The 24,412-nt window shown below is 52.0% G+C and carries 23 protein-coding genes; 10 read left to right on the top strand and 13 right to left on the bottom strand.

The features are described 5' to 3' along the window. Positions 1 to 359: 359 nt before the first annotated feature. The 6 genes from X474_RS23580 to X474_RS23555 all read right to left on the bottom strand — a co-directional run bounded on the left by X474_RS23580 (position 360) and on the right by X474_RS23555 (position 9,277). On the bottom strand, positions 360 to 977 hold the full coding sequence (locus X474_RS23580) for a hypothetical protein (protein ID WP_044352442.1): 618 nt from the start codon (positions 975 to 977) through the stop codon (positions 360 to 362). Continuing rightward, on the bottom strand, positions 974 to 3,826 hold the full coding sequence (locus tag X474_RS23575) for a 2Fe-2S iron-sulfur cluster-binding protein (RefSeq protein WP_044352441.1): 2,853 nt from the start codon (positions 3,824 to 3,826) through the stop codon (positions 974 to 976). Before X474_RS23575 ends, X474_RS23580 begins: the two co-directional genes overlap by 4 nt. Before the next feature lie 4 nt (positions 3,827 to 3,830). Then, a complete protein-coding gene (locus X474_RS23570; protein WP_044352439.1) occupies positions 3,831 to 4,091 on the bottom strand; it encodes a sarcosine oxidase subunit delta in 261 nt (86 codons plus the stop codon). A 12-nt stretch (positions 4,092 to 4,103) separates the two neighbouring features. Then, on the bottom strand, positions 4,104 to 5,300 hold the full coding sequence (locus tag X474_RS23565; protein WP_044352438.1) for an FAD-dependent oxidoreductase: 1,197 nt from the start codon (positions 5,298 to 5,300) through the stop codon (positions 4,104 to 4,106). Positions 5,301 to 5,947: 647 nt separating this feature from the next. Then, positions 5,948 to 6,688, bottom strand: a complete 741-nt coding sequence (locus X474_RS23560) for a FadR/GntR family transcriptional regulator (protein ID WP_082464605.1) — start codon at positions 6,686 to 6,688, stop codon at positions 5,948 to 5,950. 267 nt (positions 6,689 to 6,955) lie between these two features. Further along, the gene (locus X474_RS23555) at positions 6,956 to 9,277 is read right to left on the bottom strand and encodes a VIT domain-containing protein (protein ID WP_052515571.1); all 2,322 of its coding nucleotides are present in this window, start codon (positions 9,275 to 9,277) and stop codon (positions 6,956 to 6,958) included. Between the two features lie 101 nt (positions 9,278 to 9,378). Here X474_RS23555 and X474_RS23550 point away from each other — a divergent pair, with 101 nt between their 5' ends. The 3 genes from X474_RS23550 to X474_RS23540 all read left to right on the top strand — a co-directional run bounded on the left by X474_RS23550 (position 9,379) and on the right by X474_RS23540 (position 12,081). Further along, positions 9,379 to 10,005 (top strand): RNA polymerase sigma factor, encoded by a 627-nt coding sequence (locus X474_RS23550; protein WP_052515570.1) that lies wholly within the window; start codon positions 9,379 to 9,381, stop codon positions 10,003 to 10,005. A gap of 43 nt (positions 10,006 to 10,048) precedes the next feature. Further along, positions 10,049 to 11,233, top strand: coding sequence for a zf-HC2 domain-containing protein (locus tag X474_RS23545; protein WP_044352436.1), 1,185 nt, complete (start codon positions 10,049 to 10,051; stop codon positions 11,231 to 11,233). Positions 11,234 to 11,448: 215 nt separating this feature from the next. Continuing rightward, the gene (locus X474_RS23540; RefSeq protein WP_044352435.1) at positions 11,449 to 12,081 is read left to right on the top strand and encodes an HAD family hydrolase; all 633 of its coding nucleotides are present in this window, start codon (positions 11,449 to 11,451) and stop codon (positions 12,079 to 12,081) included. A 21-nt stretch (positions 12,082 to 12,102) separates the two neighbouring features. Here X474_RS23540 and X474_RS23535 read toward each other — a convergent pair whose 3' ends face one another. Further along, positions 12,103 to 13,272 carry an MFS transporter gene (locus tag X474_RS23535; RefSeq protein ID WP_044352434.1) on the bottom strand — a complete coding sequence of 390 codons (1,170 nt, stop codon included), beginning with the start codon at positions 13,270 to 13,272 and terminating at the stop codon, positions 12,103 to 12,105. Positions 13,273 to 13,511: 239 nt separating this feature from the next. On the opposite strand from X474_RS23535, the gene X474_RS23530 reads away from it, so the two are divergent. Then, positions 13,512 to 14,258 carry an enoyl-CoA hydratase/isomerase family protein gene (locus X474_RS23530; protein WP_044352433.1) on the top strand — a complete coding sequence of 249 codons (747 nt, stop codon included), beginning with the start codon at positions 13,512 to 13,514 and terminating at the stop codon, positions 14,256 to 14,258. Positions 14,259 to 14,279: 21 nt separating this feature from the next. Next, a complete protein-coding gene (locus X474_RS23525) occupies positions 14,280 to 15,257 on the top strand; it encodes an MDR/zinc-dependent alcohol dehydrogenase-like family protein (RefSeq protein ID WP_044352432.1) in 978 nt (325 codons plus the stop codon). Between the two features lie 148 nt (positions 15,258 to 15,405). Here the strand turns inward: X474_RS23525 and X474_RS23520 are convergent, their stop codons facing one another. Both X474_RS23520 and X474_RS23515 read right to left on the bottom strand, forming a co-directional pair. Next, a complete protein-coding gene (locus X474_RS23520; RefSeq protein WP_044352431.1) occupies positions 15,406 to 15,600 on the bottom strand; it encodes a CooT family nickel-binding protein in 195 nt (64 codons plus the stop codon). Beyond that, the gene (locus X474_RS23515) at positions 15,593 to 16,012 is read right to left on the bottom strand and encodes a DUF3842 family protein (RefSeq protein ID WP_044352429.1); all 420 of its coding nucleotides are present in this window, start codon (positions 16,010 to 16,012) and stop codon (positions 15,593 to 15,595) included. The genes X474_RS23520 and X474_RS23515 overlap by 8 nt, the downstream gene beginning before the upstream one ends. Before the next feature lie 582 nt (positions 16,013 to 16,594). On the opposite strand from X474_RS23515, the gene X474_RS23510 reads away from it, so the two are divergent. Beyond that, positions 16,595 to 17,020, top strand: coding sequence for an ATP-binding protein (locus X474_RS23510; RefSeq protein ID WP_044352428.1), 426 nt, complete (start codon positions 16,595 to 16,597; stop codon positions 17,018 to 17,020). A 25-nt stretch (positions 17,021 to 17,045) separates the two neighbouring features. Here the strand turns inward: X474_RS23510 and X474_RS23505 are convergent, their stop codons facing one another. From X474_RS23505 to X474_RS23490, 4 genes are all read right to left on the bottom strand, one after another. Next, positions 17,046 to 17,336, bottom strand: coding sequence for a hypothetical protein (locus tag X474_RS23505; RefSeq protein WP_044352427.1), 291 nt, complete (start codon positions 17,334 to 17,336; stop codon positions 17,046 to 17,048). Continuing rightward, a complete protein-coding gene (locus X474_RS23500) occupies positions 17,333 to 17,995 on the bottom strand; it encodes an AAA family ATPase (RefSeq protein WP_156360907.1) in 663 nt (220 codons plus the stop codon). The genes X474_RS23505 and X474_RS23500 overlap by 4 nt, the downstream gene beginning before the upstream one ends. Before the next feature lie 691 nt (positions 17,996 to 18,686). Further along, entirely contained in the window at positions 18,687 to 20,000 is a 1,314-nt protein-coding gene (locus X474_RS23495) for a cyclic nucleotide-binding domain-containing protein (RefSeq protein ID WP_052515568.1), read from the bottom strand. Between the two features lie 193 nt (positions 20,001 to 20,193). Further along, complete coding sequence (locus tag X474_RS23490) at positions 20,194 to 20,397, bottom strand: hypothetical protein (RefSeq protein ID WP_044352425.1); 204 nt, start codon at positions 20,395 to 20,397, stop codon at positions 20,194 to 20,196. A gap of 106 nt (positions 20,398 to 20,503) precedes the next feature. Here X474_RS23490 and X474_RS23485 point away from each other — a divergent pair, with 106 nt between their 5' ends. The 4 genes from X474_RS23485 to X474_RS23470 all read left to right on the top strand — a co-directional run bounded on the left by X474_RS23485 (position 20,504) and on the right by X474_RS23470 (position 24,346). Then, entirely contained in the window at positions 20,504 to 21,613 is a 1,110-nt protein-coding gene (locus tag X474_RS23485; protein WP_044352424.1) for an ABC transporter substrate-binding protein, read from the top strand. A 211-nt stretch (positions 21,614 to 21,824) separates the two neighbouring features. Beyond that, complete coding sequence (locus tag X474_RS23480; protein ID WP_044352423.1) at positions 21,825 to 22,694, top strand: branched-chain amino acid ABC transporter permease; 870 nt, start codon at positions 21,825 to 21,827, stop codon at positions 22,692 to 22,694. Positions 22,695 to 22,697: 3 nt separating this feature from the next. Beyond that, positions 22,698 to 23,570 (top strand): branched-chain amino acid ABC transporter permease, encoded by an 873-nt coding sequence (locus X474_RS23475; protein ID WP_044352421.1) that lies wholly within the window; start codon positions 22,698 to 22,700, stop codon positions 23,568 to 23,570. A 2-nt stretch (positions 23,571 to 23,572) separates the two neighbouring features. Next, positions 23,573 to 24,346 (top strand): ABC transporter ATP-binding protein, encoded by a 774-nt coding sequence (locus tag X474_RS23470; RefSeq protein WP_044352420.1) that lies wholly within the window; start codon positions 23,573 to 23,575, stop codon positions 24,344 to 24,346. Positions 24,347 to 24,412: the final 66 nt, after the last annotated feature.

Genomic DNA, 24,412 nt, shown 5'->3' with positions numbered 1-24,412 from the left:
ACGCACCTTTTATATGGGAACAAAAACCCGGCTCAAGCCCTCTTGAGTTAACGGCTCTGTCCGGGCCGAATAAAATATATTTATTTCCGGCAGGCACCCTCCCGTGGCCATACAGGCCTGGACCGCCGGACGAGGAAGTTGCTTTTGAAGATATATGGAGCTTTGTATCACAAGATGGTGAAAATACCACTTAAATTCCCACAAACCATACCTTTTTCGTCCCGGATGCCGCTTAAACGAATTGGCCGGACCCCGACAGTGGTCCGGCCAAAAGTCTAAAATACAAGTTGTTTAATGAACTTGACTCAGTCAATTCCCAACTGGGCTTTTCTGAACTACACAGATAAAATAACTAATTTTCATATCCCGACCTTTTCGGCCCAGCCCTGATACTCCCCAAGTCCCAAAATCCTCAACCCCAGATGTCTTCCGGTTCTGAGCAGCCCGTCCAGCAGATTCTGGCCGTGGGAACGGTCGCAGGCCAGGAAAAATCCCGGTTCAGAGAATTTGGGGTTGATAATCTGAAGCCAAAGATTGTGGCTTTTAGTGTTCTGATAAAGCGGCTCTGAAACCCCAGGCTGTTCCACATCCACTGCCGCCAGGCGTTGCAGGATGGGCAAGGCGTTTTTGCCGAGCAGGGCGAAAAACAGCCAGCCATGGGTCATATCCGTATAAAACTCATCAGGCCAGGGACGGTTCAGTTCTCCCTTAAGATCAAACACCGCCGTTTCATCCTGATTTATGCGGCAATAAAAAGCCCCCTCATGCAGACGGGCCCGGCCCGGCGAAAGCTCAGGCGCGTCTTCGATCCCCCGCCCGCATAAAAGGGCCTTGGGCCTGTGACTCAAATCCACCAGCCCCGCCCGCCAGAAAAACTTGGGCTCATATTCCATTACCAAGGGCCAGCCGGACTCTTCGCGAACCACCGGCGAACCTGCCCAGGAAGGCATGACCACCTGATTTTTCATGGTAATCATAATCGCATCCTTTCACCCTTGGGATCATAAAACGGCAACTCGGCCACAGTGGCCCTGACTTCTTTTTCCTTTAAGCAGATAAAAATATCGTCTTGCGGTGCAAAGGGTTTTTCCGGCTGCACCAGGGCCAGGCCTATGGTCCGGTTCAAAAGCGGGCTGTAGCGAACCGAGGTGATATGCCCCAATCTGGCCTCTCCCCGAATAATCAGATTGCCGTCGGTGACTTCCGACCTGCCCTCCAGGTAAAAGCCCACACATTGGCATCGCTTTTTACTGTTGGCCAAAAGCTTTAAAATGGGACCTCCCACATGATCCTCTTTACCGTCCCATAACCAATCGAAACCAGCTTCAAAAAGGTTTGTATTGCCGTCCGCGTCCAGGCCGGGGATGATATGGCCCTTTTCCAGGCGGCCGATAAATTGGGTCTCCAATCCGGCCTGCATCAGTTCAAAAGGCTCCCCCGCTTTACAAAGGGCTTGCCAGAGGTAGTCGGCCTGGGCAGCCGGGCAGTGAAGCTCGTAACTGGGCTCGCCTAAAAATCCCATACGCATTATCAGGACCTCAACCTCAGCGACCCGTGCCTCAAGCCAATGCATGAAAGGCAGGGCCCGGTTGGAAACATCTGTTTGAGTAAGGCTTTGCAACACATCCCGGGCCTTGGGGCCGGCCAGGTTCAAGACAGCCTTGCATTCAGTCAGGTCCACCAGATGAGCCTGCCAGTCTTCTTCCCTGCGCCAGCGCTCATACCATTCCCTGGTAGAGATAGCCCTGGCGGTGGAGGTGGTGAAATAATATTCCTCCGGCCCTTTTTTGATAAAAGCGCCGTCATCAATTAAAACCCCCTCATTGTTAACCGCCCCGTTGTATAAAATTCTGCCCGGATCAAGTCTGTCCACATCCCTTAGATTGACCCGGTTGATCCATTTTCGGGCATCCGGCCCAAAAATCCGGAATTTGCCTAAGGTTGAGGCATCCAAAAGGCACACCCCCCTGTGCAGGGCCATGGTTTCGGCCTCCGGGTCGCCGAAATGCTCGATCCTGATCCAGGGCCCGGCCCGAAAGGCCCTGCCGCCCATGGCCTCTTGAACATGGTGGGTGGGCGGCACCCTGGGTTGGTCATGTTGGCCCGCGGCCAGGACGCCCAAGCTCACTCCCATTAAAGGAGCCCTGGGGGTGAAGACCGCATTGTCACCCATGTTTTCAGGATCCAGATGGGCCAGGTAATCCAGAAAATTGACCTGGCTCAGGCTGCCCTGCTCCGGCCCCATGGTGGCGGTGGTGTAGCGTTTTATGGACTCCAGGTTGTCAAACCCCTCGGCCATGGCCTGGTCAATATCCTTTTCAGTAACATCATTGCCCAGGCAGATGAAACGCCTTTTCTTATCACCCAGATTCCTGACCTGGGGTGGATTGGGCGCGAAGGAAGCCTCGCGTTCCTGTTTGGCAAAAAGCTCTATGCCCAAATGAGAAAGGGCCTTTGCCACTGCCTGCCCGGCCTGGGCCTTGATATCGGCCCTGGCGCTAAGGCCGTTGATGCGCCCGGCCGTGGCCTGCCCCGCAGGCAGATTCCGGGCCAGGTGAAGGCCCAGGTCATGGTCATAGCTTATAACGGCGTCGGTCTGGGCCACCAGCTTGAACATGGGGGTCTTGCCACAGGCAGCCACCACCAGATCGCACTTAAGGCTCTTCTCCCCGGAGCCGTCCAAAGCGCTGACCAGGGCCGCGTTCACAGTCTTCTTGCCCTTGACCTCTTTTATGGAGCTTCCGGTCCAGACAGCTATTCCCTGATCCCCGGCCCGGGTCATAAGAGGTCCGGGCTTGGCATCCGGCCTGATATCGGCAACTCCCGCCACTTCCACCCCGCAGGCCGCCAAATCCAGGGCGGTGCGATAAATCTGCTCGTCTCCACCGGCCAGCACCGCCTTTTTACCGGGCTGCACACCATAAAGGTGTATCAGCCTTTGAGCGGTCTGGGGCAAGATCACTCCGGGCCGGTCATTATGTTCAAACACAAGGGGCCTATCCATGGCCCCGGTGGCATAGACCACGCACCGGGGGCGCACCAGGTAAGACCTTTCCTGAAAATCCCCGCCCGAAGGACATTTTTCCACACACACGAAAAGCCCGTCCGGATAGGCCATGGCGGCCGTGGTGTTCAACAAGGCGGTAAGGTTGCCATAACCGGAAAGTTTATCCAGGCAATCCTTAATCTCGCTGAGATAATCCGGCCCCTGAAAGGCGTGATACCCGCCGAACCAGGGTTCGGCCTCCACCAAAACCACCTTTATGCCGGTCTCCACCGCCGTTTTGACCGCTTCCAACCCGGCCAGACCTCCGCCTATCACCAACAGTTCGGGTGTGAGGTTGATTTCTTCACATTTGGGCTTTTGAGCCAGGGGTTTTATGGCTCCCAGGTTGCCGGGGGCCTTGCGCATCATCTCCCTGGCCTTGTCCCAGGCCTTGCGGGATTTGTACAGGGTGGCGTTTTTATAATAAAAACCCACCTGAGTGACCGAGCCGCTCAAATCGGAGAGTTTTAAAAGGTCCAGCCCCTTTTGGGACTGGCTCTCCACTTTCATGCCCTCGCTCACAAGGGTGCGGGCTATCCTTGTATTCAGCCTGCCGTTAACCTCCATCAAGGGATCAACCGCATGAACCCCAAGCTCCATCACTCCCCTGGGACGATGGTACTTAAAGGAATCATAGGTGTGCCTCACCCCTTGGGCCCAAAGGGCGGAGGCAATGGTATCCCCCTCATAGGCCTGGATCTTTTTGCCGCCGTAAAAAAGGTTTAAAGGCTTTTTACGATTAATCACCTCTGAAGGGCTCTGGGGCAGTCGATCAATCATGGCCTCACTCCCCCCCGACCCCGGCGCTAGTAACGCCCAGGACCTGATTGGTTTCGGTGTTTCTGGTCACCTTAAGCCAGGTTCCGCAGGCCTGATGCCACCACCATTCCTCCTGGACCCCGCTTTTATTTTGGTTGAAGTAGATGTAATCCCTTAGCTCGCGCAGATCCGCACCGCTTCGCGGTTCAACTTTGACCTCACCACCGAACTTGAACTCATATACGTCCCGCGCCCCGCAGTTGGGGCAATTGATCATAAAACCCATGTTTCACCCCCATCAGGTCCTGGCAATATAGGATTCAGGGATCATGCGCCCTTCGTAAAACCGGTCTATCCCCAGATAACGTATCGTCTCCGGGCAATTGCCGGTGGCCATATACTCAGCCATGGTCTTGCCGCAGCCTGGTGAGGACTTAAAGCCGAAATACCCCCAGCCCGCGTCCACAAACAGGTTTTCTATATCCGTGGCCCCCATCACGGGAGCGCCGTCCACAGTCATATCGCAGAGCCCGCTCCAGGTGCGCATGATCTTCAAGTTGGCGATGTCCGGCATCATCTCCAACATGCCGTAGGCCTGCTCCCGGGCGAACTCATATGTGTTGTAAAGCTTGTAACTCTGCCAGGGATCCAGATGAGCTCCCATGATCAAATCGCCCTTTACAGTCTGCTGCACATAGCAAAAATAGGACTCGCTCACCATGACGTGATCCAGGCAGGGTCGGACGCACTCGGTGACCATGGCCTGCAGGGGCAGGGTCACAACCGGCAGTTCAAGGCCAGCCTTTTCCGCCACGGTTGAGGAATAGCCGCCCGGAGCCATCAGCACCAGAGGCGAGGATATCTCGCCTTTTGGGGTCTCAACCCCTGTGACCCTGCCGTTCTTAACCTGGATGCCGGTGACTTCCGTTTTAGGGCAAAGATCCACCCCCATCCGGTGGCAGGCCTTGACAAAGCCCCATACGGCAGCGTCATGGTGCACCTGGCCGCCCGGCGGATTGAAGTACCCCCCGACCACGGGTTGGTCCCTGCGTTGGCTTATATCCAAAAGCGGGACCAACTTTTTAAGCTCCTCCGGATTGAGCAGATAGTTTTCAATACCCATGCGGCGCTGGGTTTCATGACGCATCAACATGTTGTTGAAACCGGCCTCACTGTGAGCCAGCCCCACCAGGCCCTTTTCCCAGACCATAAGGTTCCATTCCAGCTCAGCGCTCAATTCAAGCCATAAATTTTTGGAAAGTACGTAAAGGGGCAGGATTTCAGGAGCCCTTTGATTGACCCTGAAGACCTCGGTGTTGCGGCTGGATCCGCCATAACCGAAATGCTTGCGCTCCAAAACGGCAATCCGCCTCATCTTGTGGTCTTTGGCCAAGAAATAGGCAGTGGCCAGACCGTGCAGGCCGCCGCCGATCACCACTGCGTCATAAGTGTCGGCCGGTTCGGTGAACTTCCAAAAAGGTTTTATAGAGGCCATAAACTATCTCCATGTTTTTTTCACGGCATGCACACCATGCCCAAAAAACCGTGACTACGGGCCTGGATCTTGTTCAACGATAAAAAAAGGCGAAAACCGCAAACCGGGTTTTCGCCCCTTGGGCAGGGCCCTTGATCGGTTCCGGAAAAACCCCAACACCCCACATGGGCCGGGCGCCGGGGCAAGGCAGAAACCGAATAGCTTGAGCAAGAGAAAAGCGTTTGGAATTTTTAGTGGTTATTTGATGCATTAGCAAACTCTTGCCGCTTTTTATCAGTGCGACCCGCGCAATGGAGAATCAATTAATCCGGCATGAAATTTTCAGGCTTAAGAAAACAATCGCCTCAATGAGTTCCGAATCCTTGTGCATTTATTCCGTATTAAATCCTTTCAATCCCATATGAATAGTTAATACTTAGAACATTATCCCCATCAAATGCAAGCCCGCCTTAAGAAAAACACCACCATTTAAAAGGCCCAACACCTCGCACTCATGAAAAAAAACAGGTTCCGGTTTACTACACCATCCGGATGCAGGCAGATCGGCAAAGGCCGGAAGGCCTGGTTTTACCAGGGATTACCCCGTAAACAGGCCGGGTAAAAACCGCCGATCCTGCTCAGAAAACGGATATAAACTATAATCGGGACTATTCTTTTACATGGTTCAGAAAACGGCCGATATGATCGCTGGTTATGTCGGCGGCGGTATCGCCGTCCCTTTTTTTCAAGGCCTCTATTATGCTCTCCCAGTCTGTAAAAGCCTCCCGCACCAACCTTTTCTCGCCGGGCAGCAACTTATCCGTATAGGCCATGATGTTATCGTGAATTGGTCTTAAGACGGCGTTATAGGTTCGATTTTTGGTAAGTTCGATCAAATGCTTGCGCAGATTCACCTCGGTGGCTAAAAAATGCTTCCACCCCTGGTCTCCCAGGTTGAGGGCCCGCCTGAAATCGTCCATGTAATCATCCAAAGCGGATAATTCATCATCACTTGCCCTCCTGGCCACCAGGCGCATTACAGCGGCTTCATTAACCTGCCGAAACTCGGCCAGTTCTTCATATGAAATGGAAAGTTGCCGGATTAAAAGGCCCAGGCCCTCGGACACGGAATCCGTGGAGGCCTCCTTAACGAAAATGCCCCCCTTGGCGCCCTTTTTCACTTCCACCAGGCCTTTTTGTTCTAAAATTGCCACGGCTTCGCGGATGGTTCCCAGGCTGGCGCCTAAAATGGATTGCAGATCCCTGGAGGCAGGCAGACGTTCACCAGGTTTGATACGGCGGGAAAGGATGGTCTCCTCGACCTGACTTACTACATCAGCCACTAAACTGTGTTGTTTAGCCTTTTTGAGCACCCCCAACGCACTTGCATTACTTGCTTGTGTTCTCATGACTACCTTATCCCTATTTTATTGTCATCAGCCGGCTCCATCCGGACCTGACCACACTACTCCCCTACCGGATATGGAGCCATTCTTGAACCGGCGGGTCAGGACCGGGGTTTTCTTGGGGCTGAATGCAATTGATTGCTCAGTATAGCCCAAAATAAAACAAAAGCCCAGAAATAGGAAATATTAGGAACAAAAAAATCAAAGCCTGAAACAAGGGGAAGTAAAAAGCTGAAACCAAGGGGCGGAGGAGCCTCCGCCCCTTGCAATTTAATTTAAATTAATCAAAAACTTAACCTCGTATCTAGCTCTTGGGTTAAGCGCGGGAAAGAGCAGTTTTTTTAGAAACGCCGTTGCACATGACAAGACAATGCTTATATTTTTAGATCTATTTTCTAGTTGTATTATTTCGGCCTTACCTTTTCGGTTCACCGTAAAAGTGACAACCCACTTTTCTGAACCTGTAATCTTGTTTTGCAAGGAGTGTCCCAGGCAACTTGCCAGAAGATTCCACTTGCGCCTTAAAAGATTTTCCACTTTCCGGCGGTTTTGCTGATCACCAGCCTGTACAAATCCAAGCCTGAAATTCCCAACGATTCCGGTTGCCGGCTCAGGCGCGGGCTGGGTGAGAACCATGGGCCTGGGTGCGCGGGCAGCCGACAAAAAGGCTTTTCCCCTGGCCATTGCCGGGCTTGGCCCGACAGCCGAATTCTCCACTCCCCGGGGCAAAGGCAAGGGCTGCACCACCACTTCGGGTTTTTCGCCTTTGGCCCTTATTTTTTCATCCACGGCCACAAAAGAGGTGAAGGCGGTGAGCAGGTTGTATTTAAGGCCCAATCCGGTTATCTCCTCTTTAAGTTCAGAGGGATCAGATACACTCAATAGATCGTTTAACCCTTGAATGCGCTTTTTGGCCCAAAGCAGGTCCAGCGAGCCTTTTGATTTATCAAGATCAGAAGCTTTAAGTTCAATAACCTTAGTATAGGGCCCCTTGGCAGTGCGGCCTGTGATCTTGACCTTGGCCGGAGTCTCTCCCTTAAATTTTCCGAGAACCGAAAGCGGCCTTTGGTCAAAAAGATCAGGCAATCTGCCCGGCTCAAGCTCGCTTGCGCTAATGCCGGTGAACTCGATTTTAATATCTTTCAACACGGGCCTTGATATATAGCGGGCAAACCTTTCGGCCCCTTTTCCGGCCTGATCCGGATTCAAAATCACCATGGCCTCGCCCTGTCCGGCCCGGGCCAAGGCCTCCACCAGGTAGCGGTTAACCGAACTCCCCACCCCCATGGTGAATAGGTTGGCCCTTCCCAGGTTGTTTTTGACCAGAGCCAGGGCCTTTTGCTCCACATGCACATAGCCGTCTGTTATCAAGACTAAAATCCGACTGGATTCTTCCTGTTCGGGCAGCTTCAAGGCCCTTTCCAAGGCAGGCAGAAGCCTGGTTCCCCCGCCGCCCTTGACCTTCTCCAGCATGGCCAGCGCGCGTTTTTTATTTTCCGGGCTGGCTTTTAGGGAAACCGGAGAAAGCAAGCGATCCCCACCGGCGAAAAACAGAATATTAAAGCTGTCTTTTTCGCTGAGACCGGTCATCAGGTTTTTCATGAGTCGGATCGCGCAGGTCAGGGGGAAACCTCGCATGGAGCCGCTTACATCCACCACAAAAATAAATTCCCTGGGCAACACCTCGGCCCGGATTTCTTCCAGGGGAGGCTCGATCATCAGCAGGAAGTGGTTGCCTTGAAGGGTCTTTTGGGTAAGAAAACCGGTCTGGATCTGATTGCCGGCCAGGGTGTAACGCAACACGAAATCCCGGTTTCCGGCCTGGGGCGAAGGCTCCAGAACCACCTTTGCCCTGTGGGAATCCTCATAAGTGATTTTCGGGTTATGGCTGGGGCAGCCCAACCTGGAGACGGCAATGGGGCTGGTCAATTCCAGTTCAAGGCCAAAGCTGTGCAGGGACTGTTCACCCCTGGGCAGATAGGGATTTGCCACCCAGGTGTCTGCCTCCACGCCTTGGTCCTCTGATCTGTATCTGGGGCCAACCACTGTGGGAAAGACAAACTCATAAACTTTATCTGCCGGTTTTAAAATCTCCGTGTAATCCATCTCCACCCGGATATGATCTCCGGGCATAATATTCGTCACCCTCATTTGAAAAACATTGGGCCTTTTCTGCTCCAAAAGAGAGGCGCTCTTCCCCTGCTGCCTGGCTTGGCCGAATTCCCGCCGCGCCTGTTCGGTTTTTCTGATCCTGGCTTTTATGGTCCTTTGGCCAATGGTCATGGTTAGGTTGTGCACACTGGCCTTTGTGGAGGCGGGAAAAAGGTAAACCGCTTCCAGGGGCCGCTTCCCCTGGTTGTGGTATTCCTGAATCACCTTCACACGGGCCAGAAAACCGCTGATCTTGACCTTGGCCCTGGCGCCGGTCAGCGGCAGCCTGTCCAAATCCGGATCGCCATCCTCAATATAGAAATAGGGGGCCTGGCATTTATCCTTATGACCCCCGGCCCAAACAGGGGAGACAAGAAAAACAGCGATCCCCAAGGCCAGGCAGGTAATGTAGACTGGGATAAGGTGAGGCCTTTTAAACATCTTCATCCTCCGATTTTTGTTTTTCCTGCTGATAACGGACGAAGGATGCCCGAATTTGTTACGGAGGCAGGCGAGAAAATATTAAGGAATAAATTTTTTACATGGATTATGAGGCCCTAACAGACCAAAAACTTCTACGGATATGCCTTGAGGGTGATTCCGGGGCATGGCGGGAGTTTGTAAGGCGCTTCAGCGGGCTGGTTTTTCACAGCATAAAAGCCACCCTGTTGAGGTTTGAGGCCAAGGACCGGGATCAGGAACTGGCCAGGGACCTTTTTCAAGAGACCTTTTTGGCCCTATGCGAGGACAACTATCGCAAGCTTAGAATCTTTAAAGGAAAAAACGGCTGTTCCCTGGCCACCTGGCTAAGGGTTCTCACCTCCCGCCTGGTGATCGACTATCTACGCAAAAAAAAACTGCCTCAAATCTCTTTGGATTCATATGGAAAAGAATTCTATGGCCAAGGCAACAACGGCCTGAAAATACCGGACAGCCGCCCTCCGCCGCTCGAACTTTTACAGGAAAAAGAAATCCGTATATTTTTGGATGAACTTTTAGACGAGTTAAAACCCAGGGAAAAGCTGGCCATCCAGTTAAGGTTTAAAGACGGCCTTTCCGGTGAAAAGACGGCAATGCTGCTGAAAATGAACCGTAATCATCTGAACCAGATTATTCACAGGGTTAAAAAAAGCCTGCGTGAAAAAGCCGAAGAAAAAGGTTTCTTGTAATAAACAGCTGGTGTTTCCGTCTATTAAGGCCAGGAGACCAGAGATGCCCAATGACCTGAAAAAACAAAAATTCAACCTTTTCGGCAAAAAAGACGTCTGCCCGGGAGAGGAAGACCTGGCTGCCTATATGGACAACCGCCTTTCCGCCCGGGAAATGGCAGAGGTTCAGGCTCATCTGAATCATTGCCCACTTTGCAGGGCTGTGCTGGCCACAACCCTGGAGAGCAGTCAGGCATCTTCCAATGAAGCACCGCCTAAGGACTGGATGGAACAGGCCCAGGCACTGGTTCCAGAGGATACAAGGCCCTTCAGCTCCCCAAAAAGCACGGGATCGATTTTTCAGCGTATATCCCGTTTTCTCACCCTGCCCCGTCTGGCTCCGGTGGCCGTAACCGCGGCGGCGGTGGTAATGATCTCTTTTTACTGGGTGAACTATCAGCCCGGGCACATGCTGTTGACCCAAAAAACTCAGCAAGCGCCTTTAAATGAAACCCCGACAACAGAACAGGCGGCCACCGAAACGAGACAAACAGATGCGGAACCCTCCCGGTTGCCGGCCCCTAAAATGGCGGCCAAATCTAAAATGGAAGCGGCCCAACCGATTAAGCCCGCCCCCAAAATGGCGGCCCAGGCCCCTGCCAAAACGCAGGAACCGGTCCTTTCCGAACCTGTTCCCCCAAAGCCCGCCCCAAAACGGATTCAGAGAGCGGCCCGGGCGAAGCAAAACAAAAATGCAGCCCCCATGACAGAAACCGCCCCGGAGATGGCGGCTCCAGCCGGGGCGTCGGGACAACTCCGGTCTAAACCCGCACCTGAAAAGGCTCCCCAAAAACAGATCCAAAGGCTGGCCCAGGCGACGAAAATTAAAGAAGCCGCCCCCATGGACGCAGCCGGTCCGTCTCAAATCAGGGGGATGGTGCAGAGAAGGGTTTTCAAGCTGGTTCAGGTCAGCGGAGAGGTCAACCATAACCATGTTACCTGGCTGGTAAGCCATGAGATGGCAAAGGTCCAAGACTGCCTATTCAAGGCAAAAACCCGAAATCCGTCAAAACAACACCTCTTCAAAACGGAATTCATCTGGCAGGAAAACCGGATAGCAGTCTCTGATTTAAGCCCCAACCAGTATATGGCCGCCTGTCTGGTCTCAATCCTGAACCAGGGAGACCTGATCAGGCCTGAAGGAAAGGGGAAAAGTTTTTCCCTGATCCTGACCCTGACCAGCCCCTGAACCGGAAAGAAAACGGCTAACGGGGGGGCAAAAATATAACTAATTGTTTTCATTGATTTAAATAGCAAGACTTGCATATCTCCCGCCTTTTACCCCGGCCAAAGCCACAAATACGTAACCTCCCTCTATTGACAGGGGAGGAATTCTCAAGGAAATTCCGACCTAAAGGCTGTTTCCCACTCACCACAAAAAAACCTAGGAGATAACAAAGAGCCATGCCTTTTTCCGGAATCAAGGTGGTCATTTTTGATTGCGACGGGGTTTTGATCCACTCCTTTAACTCCACTTGTTATTACTTCAACCGCATCAGAGAAGAAGTGGGTCTGCCGCCCATGAACCGCGAGCAGCAGGAATACGCCTTTATCCATTCCGTGGAAGAAACTCTTGATTGGTTCATTCCCACTGAGTTAAGGGGAAAGGCAGCCCAATCCAAACGGGGGATCACTGCCCAGGACCTGGTGCCAAGGCTCACCCTGGAGCCGGGAATCACGGAATTACTGGCCACACTCAAAAACAAGGGGACAGCCATGGCCGTGGACACCAATGGTGGCCATGAAGCCAGGGAAATACTGGAGTCTTTGGGAATTCTGGATTATTTCCGCATGGTGGTCACCGCCGATGATGTGGCCAGGCCCAAGCCCTTTTCAGACGGGGTGGACCATATACTGACCACACTTGAAGCAACCCGTGAGCAGGCTGTATTTATCGGCGATTCAAAGGTAGACGAAAGAACAGCAGCTGAATCGGGCCTGACCTTTTGGGCCTACGACAATCCCGAGCTGAGTGCGGAAAAATATATCGAGGATTTCCACGCCCTTAAAACCCAGCTGGAGCAGGCAGCCTGCTGAGCCGGAAAAGTCCCACCGGTTTTACTTAACCCTTGTCACCACGGGTTTCAGGTTCTCCCTGCTCGGGACCAAACGCGCCAGGTAAAGGGAAACTCCGGCCAACACAGCTCCGCCGACAAAGGGAATTCTATAGTCAACCATCCAGACCAGGCCGCCTATGACCGGTATGATAACCGCTACGATGTGGTTGATGGTAAAACCCACGGCCATGGAGGGGGCCACCTCTCCGGGATCGGCTATTTTGCGGAAAAAAGAGGGGATCGCAATGGAGCAGCTGAAAAAGATATGATCCAACACATAGGCAGCCGCAACCACCGCCTTGCTCTGGGCAAAGGCATAGACCAAAAACACTATGATCAGCATGGAATATTCCACGCTGAGCACAGTTCTTTCTCCAAAGCGGTTAATGGCCTTGCCCACCATGGGGGCCACAAAAAAGTTAATGACATTATTGATAAGGAAAAGAACCGCTATCTCCTGAAGGCTGAAGGAAAACCTCTGCACCAAGAGAAACACGGCAAAGGCCACGAAAACCTGCCGCCTGGCCCCCGCCATAAAGGTGAGGGCGTAAAACAGTTTATAGCGCGAGCGCAGTATGAATTTCTTTTGCTGGGGCGTGGTCTCTTTGGGAGAAGGGTTGCTGAAATAAGCCCCCAGCCCCACCACGGCCACCAAACCTCCCAGCAACCCAAAGATGGCCGAATAATCTAAGACATAAGATAAACCAATGACCGATATCCCCACAGTTATGTTGGCCAGGGCATTGGCCGAACGCACCCGCCCCAGCACCAGAGGCGTCTGGGTGGAGCTGAAATGCTGCAAGGTGAGCGACTGGTTTACAGTCTCATAGTAGTGGAAGCCAAAGGACATGACCATGGTGCTAAAAAGCAGGCCCCCGAAACTGTCCAGAACACCTGTAAAAGCCACCCCCATACCCATGATCAATACTGAAACAGCGGCCAGATGATGCTCTTTGATAAAAAGAAGCACATAAATCACCAAAAAGGATAAAAAACCCGGGATCTCCCGCATTCCCTGGATAATTCCGTTCTCCTGCCCGGTAATCCCCACCTGTTCCACCGCAAAGTTGTTATAGATGGTGCGCCAGCCCTGAAAACCGGTTGCACAGGTCACGGCCATGACCAGAAGAAAAAAGAACATCTTTTTATTTTCAGCGGAATAAGGCTTCATAGGGTGGTTAAAATCCTTTAAGTAATAAAGAAAAAGCCCAATTGCCCGAAATGGTAAGCAAGTAAAGAAGATTACAACCAACCATCTTAAAGAACCACTTTTTAAAAAAGGCCGGGCCTTTCTTTGACCCAATCCACTCCCATAGCCACCCCCCTTTCCCCGAGGGCTCTGGGCCGGAATGTGTTAGTATGGGGAATTTCCGGCAACCTTAAGAAAAGAACAGAGGCGAAAGGTTGATCATGAACACCATAAAGCTGGATGCCCAAGGAGACTTGGCCCTTTTGAAACTGCAACACGGTGTCACCAATGCCATTAATCCTGAGATGGCCCAAGAGCTTACTCAGGCTGCCCAAGAGATAAAAAGAAACTTTCGAGGCATGGTCTTTTCCGGCGGTGAAAAATTCTTTTCCATGGGCTTTGACCTGCCCTTTTTGCTTAAGATCACCCAAGAAGAAATGCTCGCCTTTTTAAACACCTTAAGTGACGCCATCCTGGATCTTTACACCCTTCCACTTCCCACGGTTACAGCGATTAAGGGGCATGCCGTGGCCGGAGGCCAGATCCTGGCCCTGGTGTCGGATTGGCGCATTGCCGGCTCCAAACGCATTCTTATGGGGTTGAACGAAGTCAAGTTGGGAGTTCCGGTTCCGTTTCAGGCAGACCTTATCTTAAGGCAACTCCTGGGCGACAGGCAGGCCACGGAGATGCTCTTTACCGGCGAGTTTGTAAGCACGGACAAGGCCCTTTTAACCGGCCTGGTAGACCAGATCGTGCCTGACCACGAAGTGGATCAGGCGGCTTTTGAAAGGGTTTCCAAAGTGGCGGCCATGCCTCAAGACGGCTTTAAGGAGATCAAGGCCAATCGGGTGGAGATGGTTGCCGATCTCTGCCGTAAATATCAAAATGAAAAAAACACCCGGTTTGTGGAGCTATGGTTTAGCGCAGAAACCCAGGCCATACTCCAAAAAGCCGCGGAAAAATTTTAACTGCCACATTAGTAAAGCAAAATGAAAGCCGTATATTTCAGCGAAAGCAAAATTACCATCATAGAAAAACCCTGCCCGTCCCCTAAAACGGGTGAAGCCCTTTTACGCCCCATCTTGGCCGGAATATGCAATACAGACCTGGAACTGAAAAAGGGGTACTACCACTTCACAGGCACTCCGGGGCATGAGTTTGTGGCCCTGGTGCAAAAGGCCCCTGAACACCCCGAGTTGGAGGGGAAAAGGGTGGTCTCCGATATAAACCTGGGCTGCGGTCATTGTTCATGGTGCCTGAAAGGAGACTCCAGGCATTGCCGGGAACGCAGGGTTTTGGGAATAAAAGGCTATCCGGGAGCCTTTGCCGAATTCCTGGTTGCACCGGTTTCCAACCTGCATATTGTGGATCAAGGCATAAAAAATGAGCAGGCGGTGTTTGCCGAACCCCTGGCCGCCGCCCTGGAGATATCCCAGCAGGTTCACCTTAAGAGCAGGCTCAAGGCGCTGGTCATGGGAGACGGCAAACTGGGGCTTTTGGCTGCCCTTGCCCTGAAACACTATATTCCCGAATTAACCCTCTTGGGTAAGCACCAACAAAAACTGGCCCTGGCCCGGAAACAGGGGATTTACACCAGCTTTTTTTCCAATCTGGAAGATCTGCCCGGCCTGCGCCGGGAACTGGGGAGTTTTGACCTGGTGGTCGAGGCCACAGGATCTGAAAAAGGCCTGGAGCAGGCCCTGTTACTGGTCAGACCCCGGGGAACCATTGTGGCCAAAACCACCTCCCACAAACCTTCCACCTTTAATCTGGCCGGACTGGTGGTTAACGAGGTGCGGCTTTTGGGCTCCCGCTGCGGGGACCTCTCTCTGGCCTTGGCCTTTTTGAAAAACAAGTGGATTGAGGTGGGACCGTTGATTGAGGCGGTTGTTCCCTTTTCCGAATTTGAAAAGGCCTTCGAACTGGCCGCCAAACCAGGCGCTAAAAAGGTCCTGATTGATTTTTAATAAAATCCCGGGCGGAATAAATCCGCCCGGGTAAGATCCCGGAAACCTGTCGCAAAAGCTCCCGGGGCAGAGCAAGGGCTATCCACCCAAATCGACTTTCACAGATATCAAGAGGAAAAATCCGTGGACGAACTTTCCAAATTTCTTTCTACATAGGTGACAAAAACACCTTGTGTTCTGAAAGATTGGTGCTTTTGATTCTGGCCCTGACCAGCTTTTGCTCCCCAAAAATGGAGACCATGCGAATCTGGCCGTCATCAGTGGGCTCAATAAGGTCGACTTCGCCCAACACCAGGTCTTCCTTGCCTGAATCATCAACCATGAAAACTGCGGCTTCACACATTTTCTATAAACTCCTTCAAACGCTCCTTGACCAGCTCGTCAACCAGATGAGGCAGTGGATCTCTTTTCACTGCCACTATATCCACGTTTTCCAGGGTCAAGGGCAATAAAAATTTTCGGGCCTCACACTGGGCCACAGCCGAAGCCATGGCCGGACTCACTTCTCCCATCATGGAGTTGGCCAGCACGATGCTTATGGGGCCTATTACAACATCCGCCTTTTGGGTGCTGACAATCAGCGCGTTTTCCCCGGTTGCCCCCCGATTGGCCCCGGCCTTCATCATCTGAGCCGTGGCAATGGCGTTGGTTCCCAGGGCCCACACCTCCATGTTTTCCCCATAATCTTCCTTAAGACGGCGAATAATAATATTGCCTATGCCGCCCCCTTGTCCGTCAATAACACAGACGCGCATTTAACATATCCAGTTCCACCTTGCGGGCCATTTAGCAGGCTGTCTTTAAAGCCTGCCGGGCGCGCCAAATTACACGCCCAAAAAGACAAACATTTTTGAGTTTAAAAAGCTCAAAATCGCCTTTTAAATCGTCCAGCTAGCCCCCATCACCGCCCTTTTGTCACACAACACAAAAAAAAAGGCCGCGAATGCATTTTCTGCTTCTACAGATAAAAATGCCTTCGCGGCCTTGATGTCTATTTTTCGATAAAGATTGTATACGGCTTCTTACCGTGTTTACAAGTCTTGTATCAGAAGAAGCGGCAAGGGTCAAGCAAGCTTGAACACCAGGGAAAAGATAAATCTTGATTCAACCATTCGTTTTAAAGGCATGGTATATTGATGTATGCAAATAACAGGCAGCCGGGCGCAGATCAACAGCGATCCAATGAAAAAACAGGCTGTCTAAAGGCCGTCCCACAGTAACCATGAGGATTTAATATTTAATATAAGTAGTTGGAAAAATAATTTAACGGTTTATGATTCACAAGGCGTCCAGCGGGCCATGGACACGCCCCTGACAAAAAAAGCGGGAACAGATTAATGGCGGAAAATGAAACAAACGAATATGAACTTTGCGTAAAGGCGGATCTGAAAAACCTGGAAACAGTAGCCGAATTTATTCAGGAAAAAGGGACCGCCTTAAAACTTCCGCCCAAGGTTTTGCACGCCCTGGATCTGGCTGTGGACGAGGCGGCAACCAATGTCATGACCCATGCCTACGCCCACAAGCCCAAAGGCATGTTGCGCCTTTTGATCAAACGCCGGGAAAATGATGTACTTTTGGTTATAGAAGACCAGGGGAGTTTTTTTGACCTTGACCAGGCCCGGCCGCCGGACCTGACCTCACGGCTGGAAGACCGTAAAATAGGAGGTCTGGGTGTTTTCTTTATTCATCAAATGATGGACAAAGTTTCTCAAGAACAAGAAGGAGAAACCAACCGGCTCATTCTCTGCAAAAGCTTCTAAAGGCGGCTTTGACTCACCCCTTAAACTATCCCTTTATCTCCGCCTCAAGTTCGGACCTGTGCTCCTCCACCAGCCGCGCCAGAACAGCGCTGACACTTATACGGCCGCCTTCCCGGGCAGCCCTCGCCCCTGCGACCTGCTTCAAGAGGGCCAGGGTTTTGGAAGGCAGGTTTATTGCGGTGGTGGAATAGGTCTCTTTGGGGGGAACCCCAGGCTGGGGGCTTGTTTTTAAAGGTGATTCTTTGACCAGGCGACGGGTCTCCTCCACAACCTGATCAATATCTATATCTGACGCCAATTTTTTTTTGGGGCTCATCTTCTCGCCTTCCTGGCCAGAGTCATAATCTCCTGGTGAGCCTGGGAGCCCGGGGCAAAGTCTCCCACCCATTGGCCCTCGGTAAATGAATCCACAAAAGCCACCCTTTGGCTGATTTCCGGCCCCACCATTTTTCTGAAGCCCTTGAGCACTGCCGGCAGATCCCTGCCGTTGGCGGTCCTTGCATCCACCTTAGAAGGCACCAACACGCAGTGAGGGCTCCCGTCCCTTTCTCTTCTTCTTTCCCGCACTCGGCGCAACATCTCCAGGGTGGGTATGGTGGCCTGCAGGTCTATACCGCTGGGGGTTATGGGCACTAAAAGCAAATCCGCTATAAAAAGCGCGGCGGTTGTCACCTCGCCCAGGGCAGGAGGCAGATCCAGCACCAAAGGACGGTGATTAATGCCCGCCACCTGCCGCACCCAGGCCTCCAGGCTGCTGCCCAAAGGCAGGCTCTCTCCCTTTATGGGGAGGTTTCCCTTTTCCAGCCAAACGGCAGCCGAATTCTGGCCTGCGTCGGCATCAACCAGATAGGCGTTCAAGGCACAGGCCAGGTTCACCGCTATGGTGGTTTTTCCTGTACCTCCCTTCAAATTTCCAACAGCTATGATCTCGTATTTCATGGGCATCAGACTAACCATCACATCATAATCCGTCAAGCAGCTAACAGCCTGTTTTCCCTGGTTTGATTGCTTTTATAAAGGGAAAAGGCCCCAACAGATCCAATTCAAGAATAATACAAGGTTGCGCCCCGCACCATACATCAGCCTGGCGGCAAGTCTTTCCGAAGTTCGGCAAGGAACTCAAATTACTTGATTGCAAAAGCCTCGTGATTCGGCAGGCCGCCCTCCCCGGCCCCCAAAATCTCCGATTTTAGGGGTGTTTTTTTAGCCCGCATACAGGCCGCTTGCCAACCGCCCAAGGCTTCAAAACCAACTTAAATTAGCAGCTACTTAAAGTTACTCGATTAAACCGGCTCGCAATTGGAAAACACGTTTCCCCCCGAAATTTCCAAAGAGAAAGCCCGAATAATTATACTAACCAAAAAATACCTTCACGAGGCATGGGCCTAAAATCCGCGAAGCAGCCTTTAAGGCAAAAGCAAGGCACACCCCTTGAGCCAAACCGACCTTATCTAAAAAACGCAGCCTCTACCACCAAGGTATTATTTTTTCCTGATCATTATATTTAGTTTTTATAAAAATTTCATAATCAGGATCAGTCGGATTTGATTGAGGGCCCAATGCCGCCTTGGGGCACGATTGCCTTTATAAGCACCCGGCCAAGGGCCGCAAACGGCGTAACAAGGGATCATACCAGGGCCGTTGTAGAGCCCTTTTAAAATGTCCTTTAAAGACGCTCTTCAAAACGATATCTCAAAAGTTCGCCTTCGCTGACCCCAAACTCTTCTTTTAACAATTTCGATTTCATCTGGAAAACCAGCCAGCCCAAAAGTTTTTCCTTTTCCCTCACCTCAAAGGCCAATTCCAAGCCCTTATAACCCTTGGGGTGCATCTTTCCCCTGCGGTAAAGGGTTAGAACCTTGTGTAAAGAATCATTGGCTCCCTTGAAAGCCAGGTGGCCGTAGGTCGTCCCCACCATCTCGGGAGACGGCTTACCCGTGCCTGCGCAGAACGCGTATAACACCTTTTTATCGGGGTCCAAAATAACCACCCCCTCATAAAAACCGGTGTCCTTATCCTGCACCTGGAAGAAGTCCTTAAACAGCGTATTCATCTCCTTTGCGGAAGGATTTCTGAAAAAGGGTTTAACCAGGGATCGTAAAAGGAAAAAGTCTTTAGCCAACTGGTTGCGCAACTCTTTTTGGCGAAGATCCGTAATGGGAAGCCTAGGGCCAAAGCTGGGTTTAAAATACAACCAGCCCCCCACCGAAAGAGTGAGGATTAAAAAAGTCGGGACCAGCCAATAAAGCAGTTTCCTGAACCGGTCCTCTCTGACCCGGGCATTGGTGATATCCCGGGCCAGGGAAAGAAACCCCTGAAAACGGTTGCGGGAGTCCTTAAGCAGACTGGTGCTGATGGAGACATAGCGCAACCCGGTTTCGGGATGCTCCATGGCAAAGACCTTTTCCGCCGGAATCCCGCTCTCTCTTATCTGCTCGGTATATCGGCTGAACTCAGAGGGCTCCTTGTAAAGTGATTTAACCGGGCTGAGCCTCAACTCGCTCCAGGTTTGCCCATAAAGTTTCACCGCCGCGTTATTTATGGTAATGACCTTTCCCGTGGAGTCGGAGACAACCACCGCGTCGGGCAGTTGATCCACAAATTCCTTCAGGCCCTGCAGGGCCTTGCTGGCCTCATCCAACCTTTTGGCCAGAAGGCGGCTGGTGGCCTGCATCACCTGGGGAAACTTCTTCAGAAACTCCGGCAACTCCTCTTTGGGGATCCTTATAATCTCCGATTTCTCCACAGCCTTTACACTGGCTGTTCGCTTCTGGCCCAGGAGCATGGACATTTCCCCGAACACAGCGCCCCGCTCCACAATCTGGCCTATACCGGCCTCCCCCTTGAGCACATCCAGGCGGCCGCTCACCAGTATATAAAGATCCTGTGATTGATCCCCTTCCCAAAAAAGCATGGAACCGGGCATCACCTTTTCCACCCTGTCTTTAAATTCGGGATAACTCAAAAGATCTTCCAGCATATTAGATATCCTTAATTCAGCTGAAAAATAAAGACGGATGGTGCTTATTCCCAACAGACATACTCATACTGTTATTATAGCCCCAAACCCTTAAATACCGCTTCAAGAGCCTTGTTTTATCGGAAAATATTCACAAAAATCGTAAGTAATTCTAACATCATAATTATTATGGACTTACCAGGCTCTATTAGTTTCAATCATGACCGCTAGCATAACAGATAAAAAACCTCTTTTCCGGCGCCTTGGCTATAAAAAAGGCCATGGGATATCTGATATCCATACCGCCCAAAAATAAAATAAAAATCCTTACGTCAAAGGCCTGTGGGCAATAATATGGTTTCCCGGCAGAAAAAACGACACGGCTTGGAAAAACAATTTCCGGAGTTATCGTTTTCACAAGCCTGCTCCAATTTTTTTTATTTTTCCATATGCAATCTTACGGTTTACGGAGCAGTTTATTTTAGGTAAAAAAAGCCTACCCAATAAATTGAAGGAGGTCTGTTATGAAAAAATTCCTGGTCGCCCTGGCCCTTTTGGGCATTGTATTTTTGCCGGGCAATCCGACTCTCGCAGCAGATGCGGTTGAGGTGGGAGCCATTACGCCTTTGAGCGGGAAAATATCTGTTTACGGCGAAGGTTTTCAAAGGGCCATGATGTTGGCTGTCCAGGAAGTAAACGAAGCCGGAGGCATAAAAGGCAAGCCCATGGAAATCCGGTTTGAAGATAACGCCTCCACAGCCCAGGGCTCTGTATCCGCCATGCAGAAGCACATAACCATCCACAAACTGCCGGTTGTTTTTGGCCCGGCGGCCAGTTCCAACTTCCTGGCAGTCTGCCCTATTGCCCAGAAAAACAAAACCGTGATCATCGGTGCGGAGAGCGCGGCAGCCACTATTACGGATTGCGGCTCCTATGTATTCAGGGTTTTCCCTTCGGACCTTTTGCAGGGAAAAGGTGTTGCTCAACTGGCCGAGAGCCTGGGCTATAAAGAAGTGGTCCTGACCTACATCAACAACGACTGGGGCGTGGGTCTGGGAGAGGTCTTTAAAAAGACCTTCACAGCCAAAGGCGGCAAAATTCTGGACGAATTTGCCCATGACGAAGGCAAGGCGGATTACCGAAGCGAAATCCTGCGCCTGAAAAGGGCCAGGGCCAAGGCGGTTGTCAACCTTACCTATATCAAGGAAGGGGCAACCATGCTGAAACAGGCCTATGAGCAGAAACTGAAAGTTCAATGGCTCATGGGTTCCGCTTCCAAATCACCCAAGCTGGCTCAGCTGGCCGGAAAAGCCGCCGAAGGGGTGATCGGCACCTATCCCGCAGTCGCCCACGGCACCGAAAAATACAAGGCCTACAAAACTGCCTGGGACAAGAAATACCCCGGCAAGAAGCTGCCCATATTCGGCGGCTATAACTACGACATGGTCAAGCTCACAGCCAAGGCGCTGAACATGGCCCCCGACTTCAAGGCGGACTCCATCCGCGAGGCCCTTATGAAGGCATCTAAAGGCTACATCGGAGTTACCGGTGACAAGAGCTTTGACAAAAACGGAGACGTAGGCGCCACCTACGGACGCTGGACTGTAAAAGGCGGTAAAATAACCACCTATTGATTCATCCAATCAATTGCCGATGGCCGGGCAGAGGCTTTTAAATGCCGGTTGCCCGGCCCCTTTGGCTTCATTTCCGACCCGGACAATAATAGCATTGGCCTTCGGTTCGGGACGTTTGCCCAAAAAGCCAACCCAGCCTGCATATTTTTTCTAAAGGCCGGCTGTTGTCGGGACCCGAAAGGGTGAATCAAACAACTTGTCTGGGATTTGAATGTTTTATCTACAACTTTTGCTTAACGGCATCATAGCGGGGGCCATATATGCCCTGTTTGCCGTGGGACTTACCATGACCTACGGCATTTTTCGGTTCATCAACTTCGCCCACGGAGAACTTATTGCCTGGGGGGCTTACGGTGTGCTCTTATTCCAGGGATGGCCTTTTGATCTGCCCATGATCTGGGCCGTACCCTTGGCCCTTGCACTTACCATGGCCATAGGACTGGCCGCGGACCGCCTGGTCTACAGCCCCTTGCGGCACGGTGAGGGCATCACCCTTTTGATCGCCTCCATCGGCCTTTCCTTTTTACTTAGAAACGCCCTTCAGTTCTTCTTCGGTTCTGATCTGCTTTCCTATGATGTGGGGCTTATGCAGGCCCTGGAGTTCGGCGAAATCACCATAAGCGAAGTGCAGCTTATCATGGCCGCCTGCGCCCTGGTCTTTTTAGGCGGGCTTTATCTGCTTCTAACCAAAACCCTTTTGGGAAAAGGTTTAAGGGCGGTGGCCGACAACCTGGAACTGGCCGGAATCATGGGGCTTCCCATGCAAACCATCAGCCGCACGGTCTGGTGCCTGGCCTCGCTCTTTGCCGGTGTGGGAGGCATTCTTTTAGCCTGGGACACCAACCTTGATCCGATGATGGGAACCGGCAACCTGATAAAGGCCTTTGCGGCCGTACTTTTGGGAGGCGCCGGCAACGTATGGGGAGCCCTTTTGGGTGGGCTTTTCATAGGCGTGGCGGAAAACTTGAGCGTGGCCTTTATTGATCCCGGATATAAAGATTTTATCGCCTTTTCGGTCATAGTATTGATGCTTTTGTTCAAGCCCCATGGCCTGTTTGCCATGGCCAGGGGAGTGCGCTGAAAAATGGATTATTTACTGCATATAATCATCTTGGCCCTGATATACACCACCTTGGCCATGTCCCTTAATCTTCAGCTTGGCTATACCGGGCTCTACAACTTCGGCCAAGTGGCCTTTTTCGGGGTTGGGGCCTATACCACGGCCCTGATCACCCTGGCCGGATATCCGGTCTGGTTTGGCGTAATCATGGCCATGACCATGGCTGGATTGACCGGCTTTTTGATTGCCTACCCCGCCTTGCGCCTGAGTGGAGACTTCTTCGGCATTGCCACCCTTGCCTTTGGCGAGATGGCCAGGCTCTGGTTTTTAAATGAACGCTGGTTAACCAAGGGCCCCATGGGGCTGCCCGGAATTCCCCGCCCCCAGTGGATAGGAGACGGCGTAGACTCCCTGCCCTGGTTCCTTTTATTCTCCCTGGTATTGACCCTGTTGGCCTTCTGGTGGTTGAAACACCTCACCAGCTCTCCCTTTGGAAGGGCGCTTAAGGTAGTGAGGGAAGATGAATACGTGGCCCGCGCCCTGGGTAAGAGTGCGGTTTCCTTTAAGGTCAGGGCAGTGGTGGCGGGCTCCACCCTCGCAGGCCTGGCCGGAGCCCTGTGGGCCCATTACATAACCTATATCAGCCCCAATGACTTCACCCTGCAGACCACCATTCTGATTCTGCTTTGCGTGGTTTTGGGTGGCAAAGGCACCATTTGGGGGCCGGTGGCAGGCGCTTTCCTGGTTATATTCTTCCAGGAGCTATTACGGTTTTTACCCATACCTTCCGAGTTCAACCGCTACCTCGCCGCCACCCAGGGCATGGTCTTTGGCCTGGTGCTTATCATTCTCATGTTGAAAAGGCCGCAAGGCATAATTCCGGAGCACAGGAACTAGCCATGCTTAGAGTTCTAAACGCAAACAAGAGCTTTGGCGGCATAAAAGCTGTCAACCGCTTCAGTATGGACCTTAAAGACAGCCTGATAACAGGATTGGTCGGTCCCAACGGATCGGGCAAGACCACTTTGTTTCACCTTATAACAGGCTTCTATGAACCGGACAGCGGGGAGGTCTATTTTGACGATCAGCCGATTCACGGCTTGCCCGCTCACAAAATAAGCCAAAAAGGGCTGGTGCGTAATTTCCAGCACAGCCGGGTTTTGCCTTTTCTTACAGTCAGGGACAACCTCTTGGCCTCATGCCCCCATCAGTTGGGGGAAAAGATTCTGCCTGTATTTTTCCTTCCCTCTAAAATCAGGGCCCAGGAGGCGAAGAATTCCCAAAAGGCCGATGAAGTACTTAATATGCTCAAACTGGATCATCTGGCAGATCAACCTGCCGGACGCCTGAGTTACGGGCAGCAAAAACTTTTGGAGCTTGGCAGGGTGCTTATGGCGGATCCCCGCCTGATCCTTTTGGACGAGCCCACCGCAGGGGTGAACCCCTCCCTCACCAGACAGATTGTGGAGCTGATCAGGGAGCTGACCCAAAAGGGAGTTCGTTTCTTCATGGTGGAGCACAACATGCCGCTGGTGGCCGAGTTGTGCCCCAGGCTATTGGTTATGGACGCCGGAGAGTTGATCTTTGACGGCTCCCCCAAAGAAGCAATGAAAGACCCCAAAGTGGTGGAAGCCTATCTGGGCAAGGACCCCGGCGCGGCCAGAGGCCGCTAGCGGGCCGCCGGGAGCAACGCATTCGGAGAGGTACACCCTTAAAACCAGAGATTTTGGGGACCCCGG

This window comes from Dethiosulfatarculus sandiegensis (assembly GCF_000931935.2).
Taxonomy (GTDB): domain Bacteria; phylum Desulfobacterota; class Desulfarculia; order Desulfarculales; family Desulfarculaceae; genus Dethiosulfatarculus; species Dethiosulfatarculus sandiegensis.
The sequence above is the reverse complement of the archived record's forward strand: the minus strand, read 5'-3'. Positions and strand labels throughout refer to the sequence as shown.

What these genes read in the sequence shown, in the direction of transcription:
- X474_RS23525 (WP_044352432.1), top strand. Translation starts at nt 14,280, where the DNA reads ATGAAAGCCGTATATTTCAGCGAAAGCAAAATTACCATCATAGAAAAA.
- X474_RS23560 (WP_082464605.1), bottom strand. Translation starts at nt 6,688, where the DNA reads ATGAGAACACAAGCAAGTAATGCAAGTGCGTTGGGGGTGCTCAAAAAG.
- X474_RS23495 (WP_052515568.1), bottom strand. Translation starts at nt 20,000, where the DNA reads ATGCTGGAAGATCTTTTGAGTTATCCCGAATTTAAAGACAGGGTGGAA.
- X474_RS23555 (WP_052515571.1), bottom strand. Translation starts at nt 9,277, where the DNA reads ATGTTTAAAAGGCCTCACCTTATCCCAGTCTACATTACCTGCCTGGCC.
- X474_RS23575 (WP_044352441.1), bottom strand. Translation starts at nt 3,826, where the DNA reads ATGATTGATCGACTGCCCCAGAGCCCTTCAGAGGTGATTAATCGTAAA.
- X474_RS23505 (WP_044352427.1), bottom strand. Translation starts at nt 17,336, where the DNA reads ATGAGCCCCAAAAAAAAATTGGCGTCAGATATAGATATTGATCAGGTT.
- X474_RS23580 (WP_044352442.1), bottom strand. Translation starts at nt 977, where the DNA reads ATGATTACCATGAAAAATCAGGTGGTCATGCCTTCCTGGGCAGGTTCG.
- X474_RS23550 (WP_052515570.1), top strand. Translation starts at nt 9,379, where the DNA reads ATGGATTATGAGGCCCTAACAGACCAAAAACTTCTACGGATATGCCTT.
- X474_RS23480 (WP_044352423.1), top strand. Translation starts at nt 21,825, where the DNA reads ATGTTTTATCTACAACTTTTGCTTAACGGCATCATAGCGGGGGCCATA.
- X474_RS23470 (WP_044352420.1), top strand. Translation starts at nt 23,573, where the DNA reads ATGCTTAGAGTTCTAAACGCAAACAAGAGCTTTGGCGGCATAAAAGCT.
- X474_RS23540 (WP_044352435.1), top strand. Translation starts at nt 11,449, where the DNA reads ATGCCTTTTTCCGGAATCAAGGTGGTCATTTTTGATTGCGACGGGGTT.
- X474_RS23565 (WP_044352438.1), bottom strand. Translation starts at nt 5,300, where the DNA reads ATGGCCTCTATAAAACCTTTTTGGAAGTTCACCGAACCGGCCGACACT.
- X474_RS23530 (WP_044352433.1), top strand. Translation starts at nt 13,512, where the DNA reads ATGAACACCATAAAGCTGGATGCCCAAGGAGACTTGGCCCTTTTGAAA.
- X474_RS23475 (WP_044352421.1), top strand. Translation starts at nt 22,698, where the DNA reads ATGGATTATTTACTGCATATAATCATCTTGGCCCTGATATACACCACC.
- X474_RS23515 (WP_044352429.1), bottom strand. Translation starts at nt 16,012, where the DNA reads ATGCGCGTCTGTGTTATTGACGGACAAGGGGGCGGCATAGGCAATATT.
- X474_RS23535 (WP_044352434.1), bottom strand. Translation starts at nt 13,272, where the DNA reads ATGAAGCCTTATTCCGCTGAAAATAAAAAGATGTTCTTTTTTCTTCTG.
- X474_RS23545 (WP_044352436.1), top strand. Translation starts at nt 10,049, where the DNA reads ATGCCCAATGACCTGAAAAAACAAAAATTCAACCTTTTCGGCAAAAAA.
- X474_RS23570 (WP_044352439.1), bottom strand. Translation starts at nt 4,091, where the DNA reads ATGGGTTTTATGATCAATTGCCCCAACTGCGGGGCGCGGGACGTATAT.
- X474_RS23510 (WP_044352428.1), top strand. Translation starts at nt 16,595, where the DNA reads ATGGCGGAAAATGAAACAAACGAATATGAACTTTGCGTAAAGGCGGAT.
- X474_RS23520 (WP_044352431.1), bottom strand. Translation starts at nt 15,600, where the DNA reads ATGTGTGAAGCCGCAGTTTTCATGGTTGATGATTCAGGCAAGGAAGAC.
- X474_RS23485 (WP_044352424.1), top strand. Translation starts at nt 20,504, where the DNA reads ATGAAAAAATTCCTGGTCGCCCTGGCCCTTTTGGGCATTGTATTTTTG.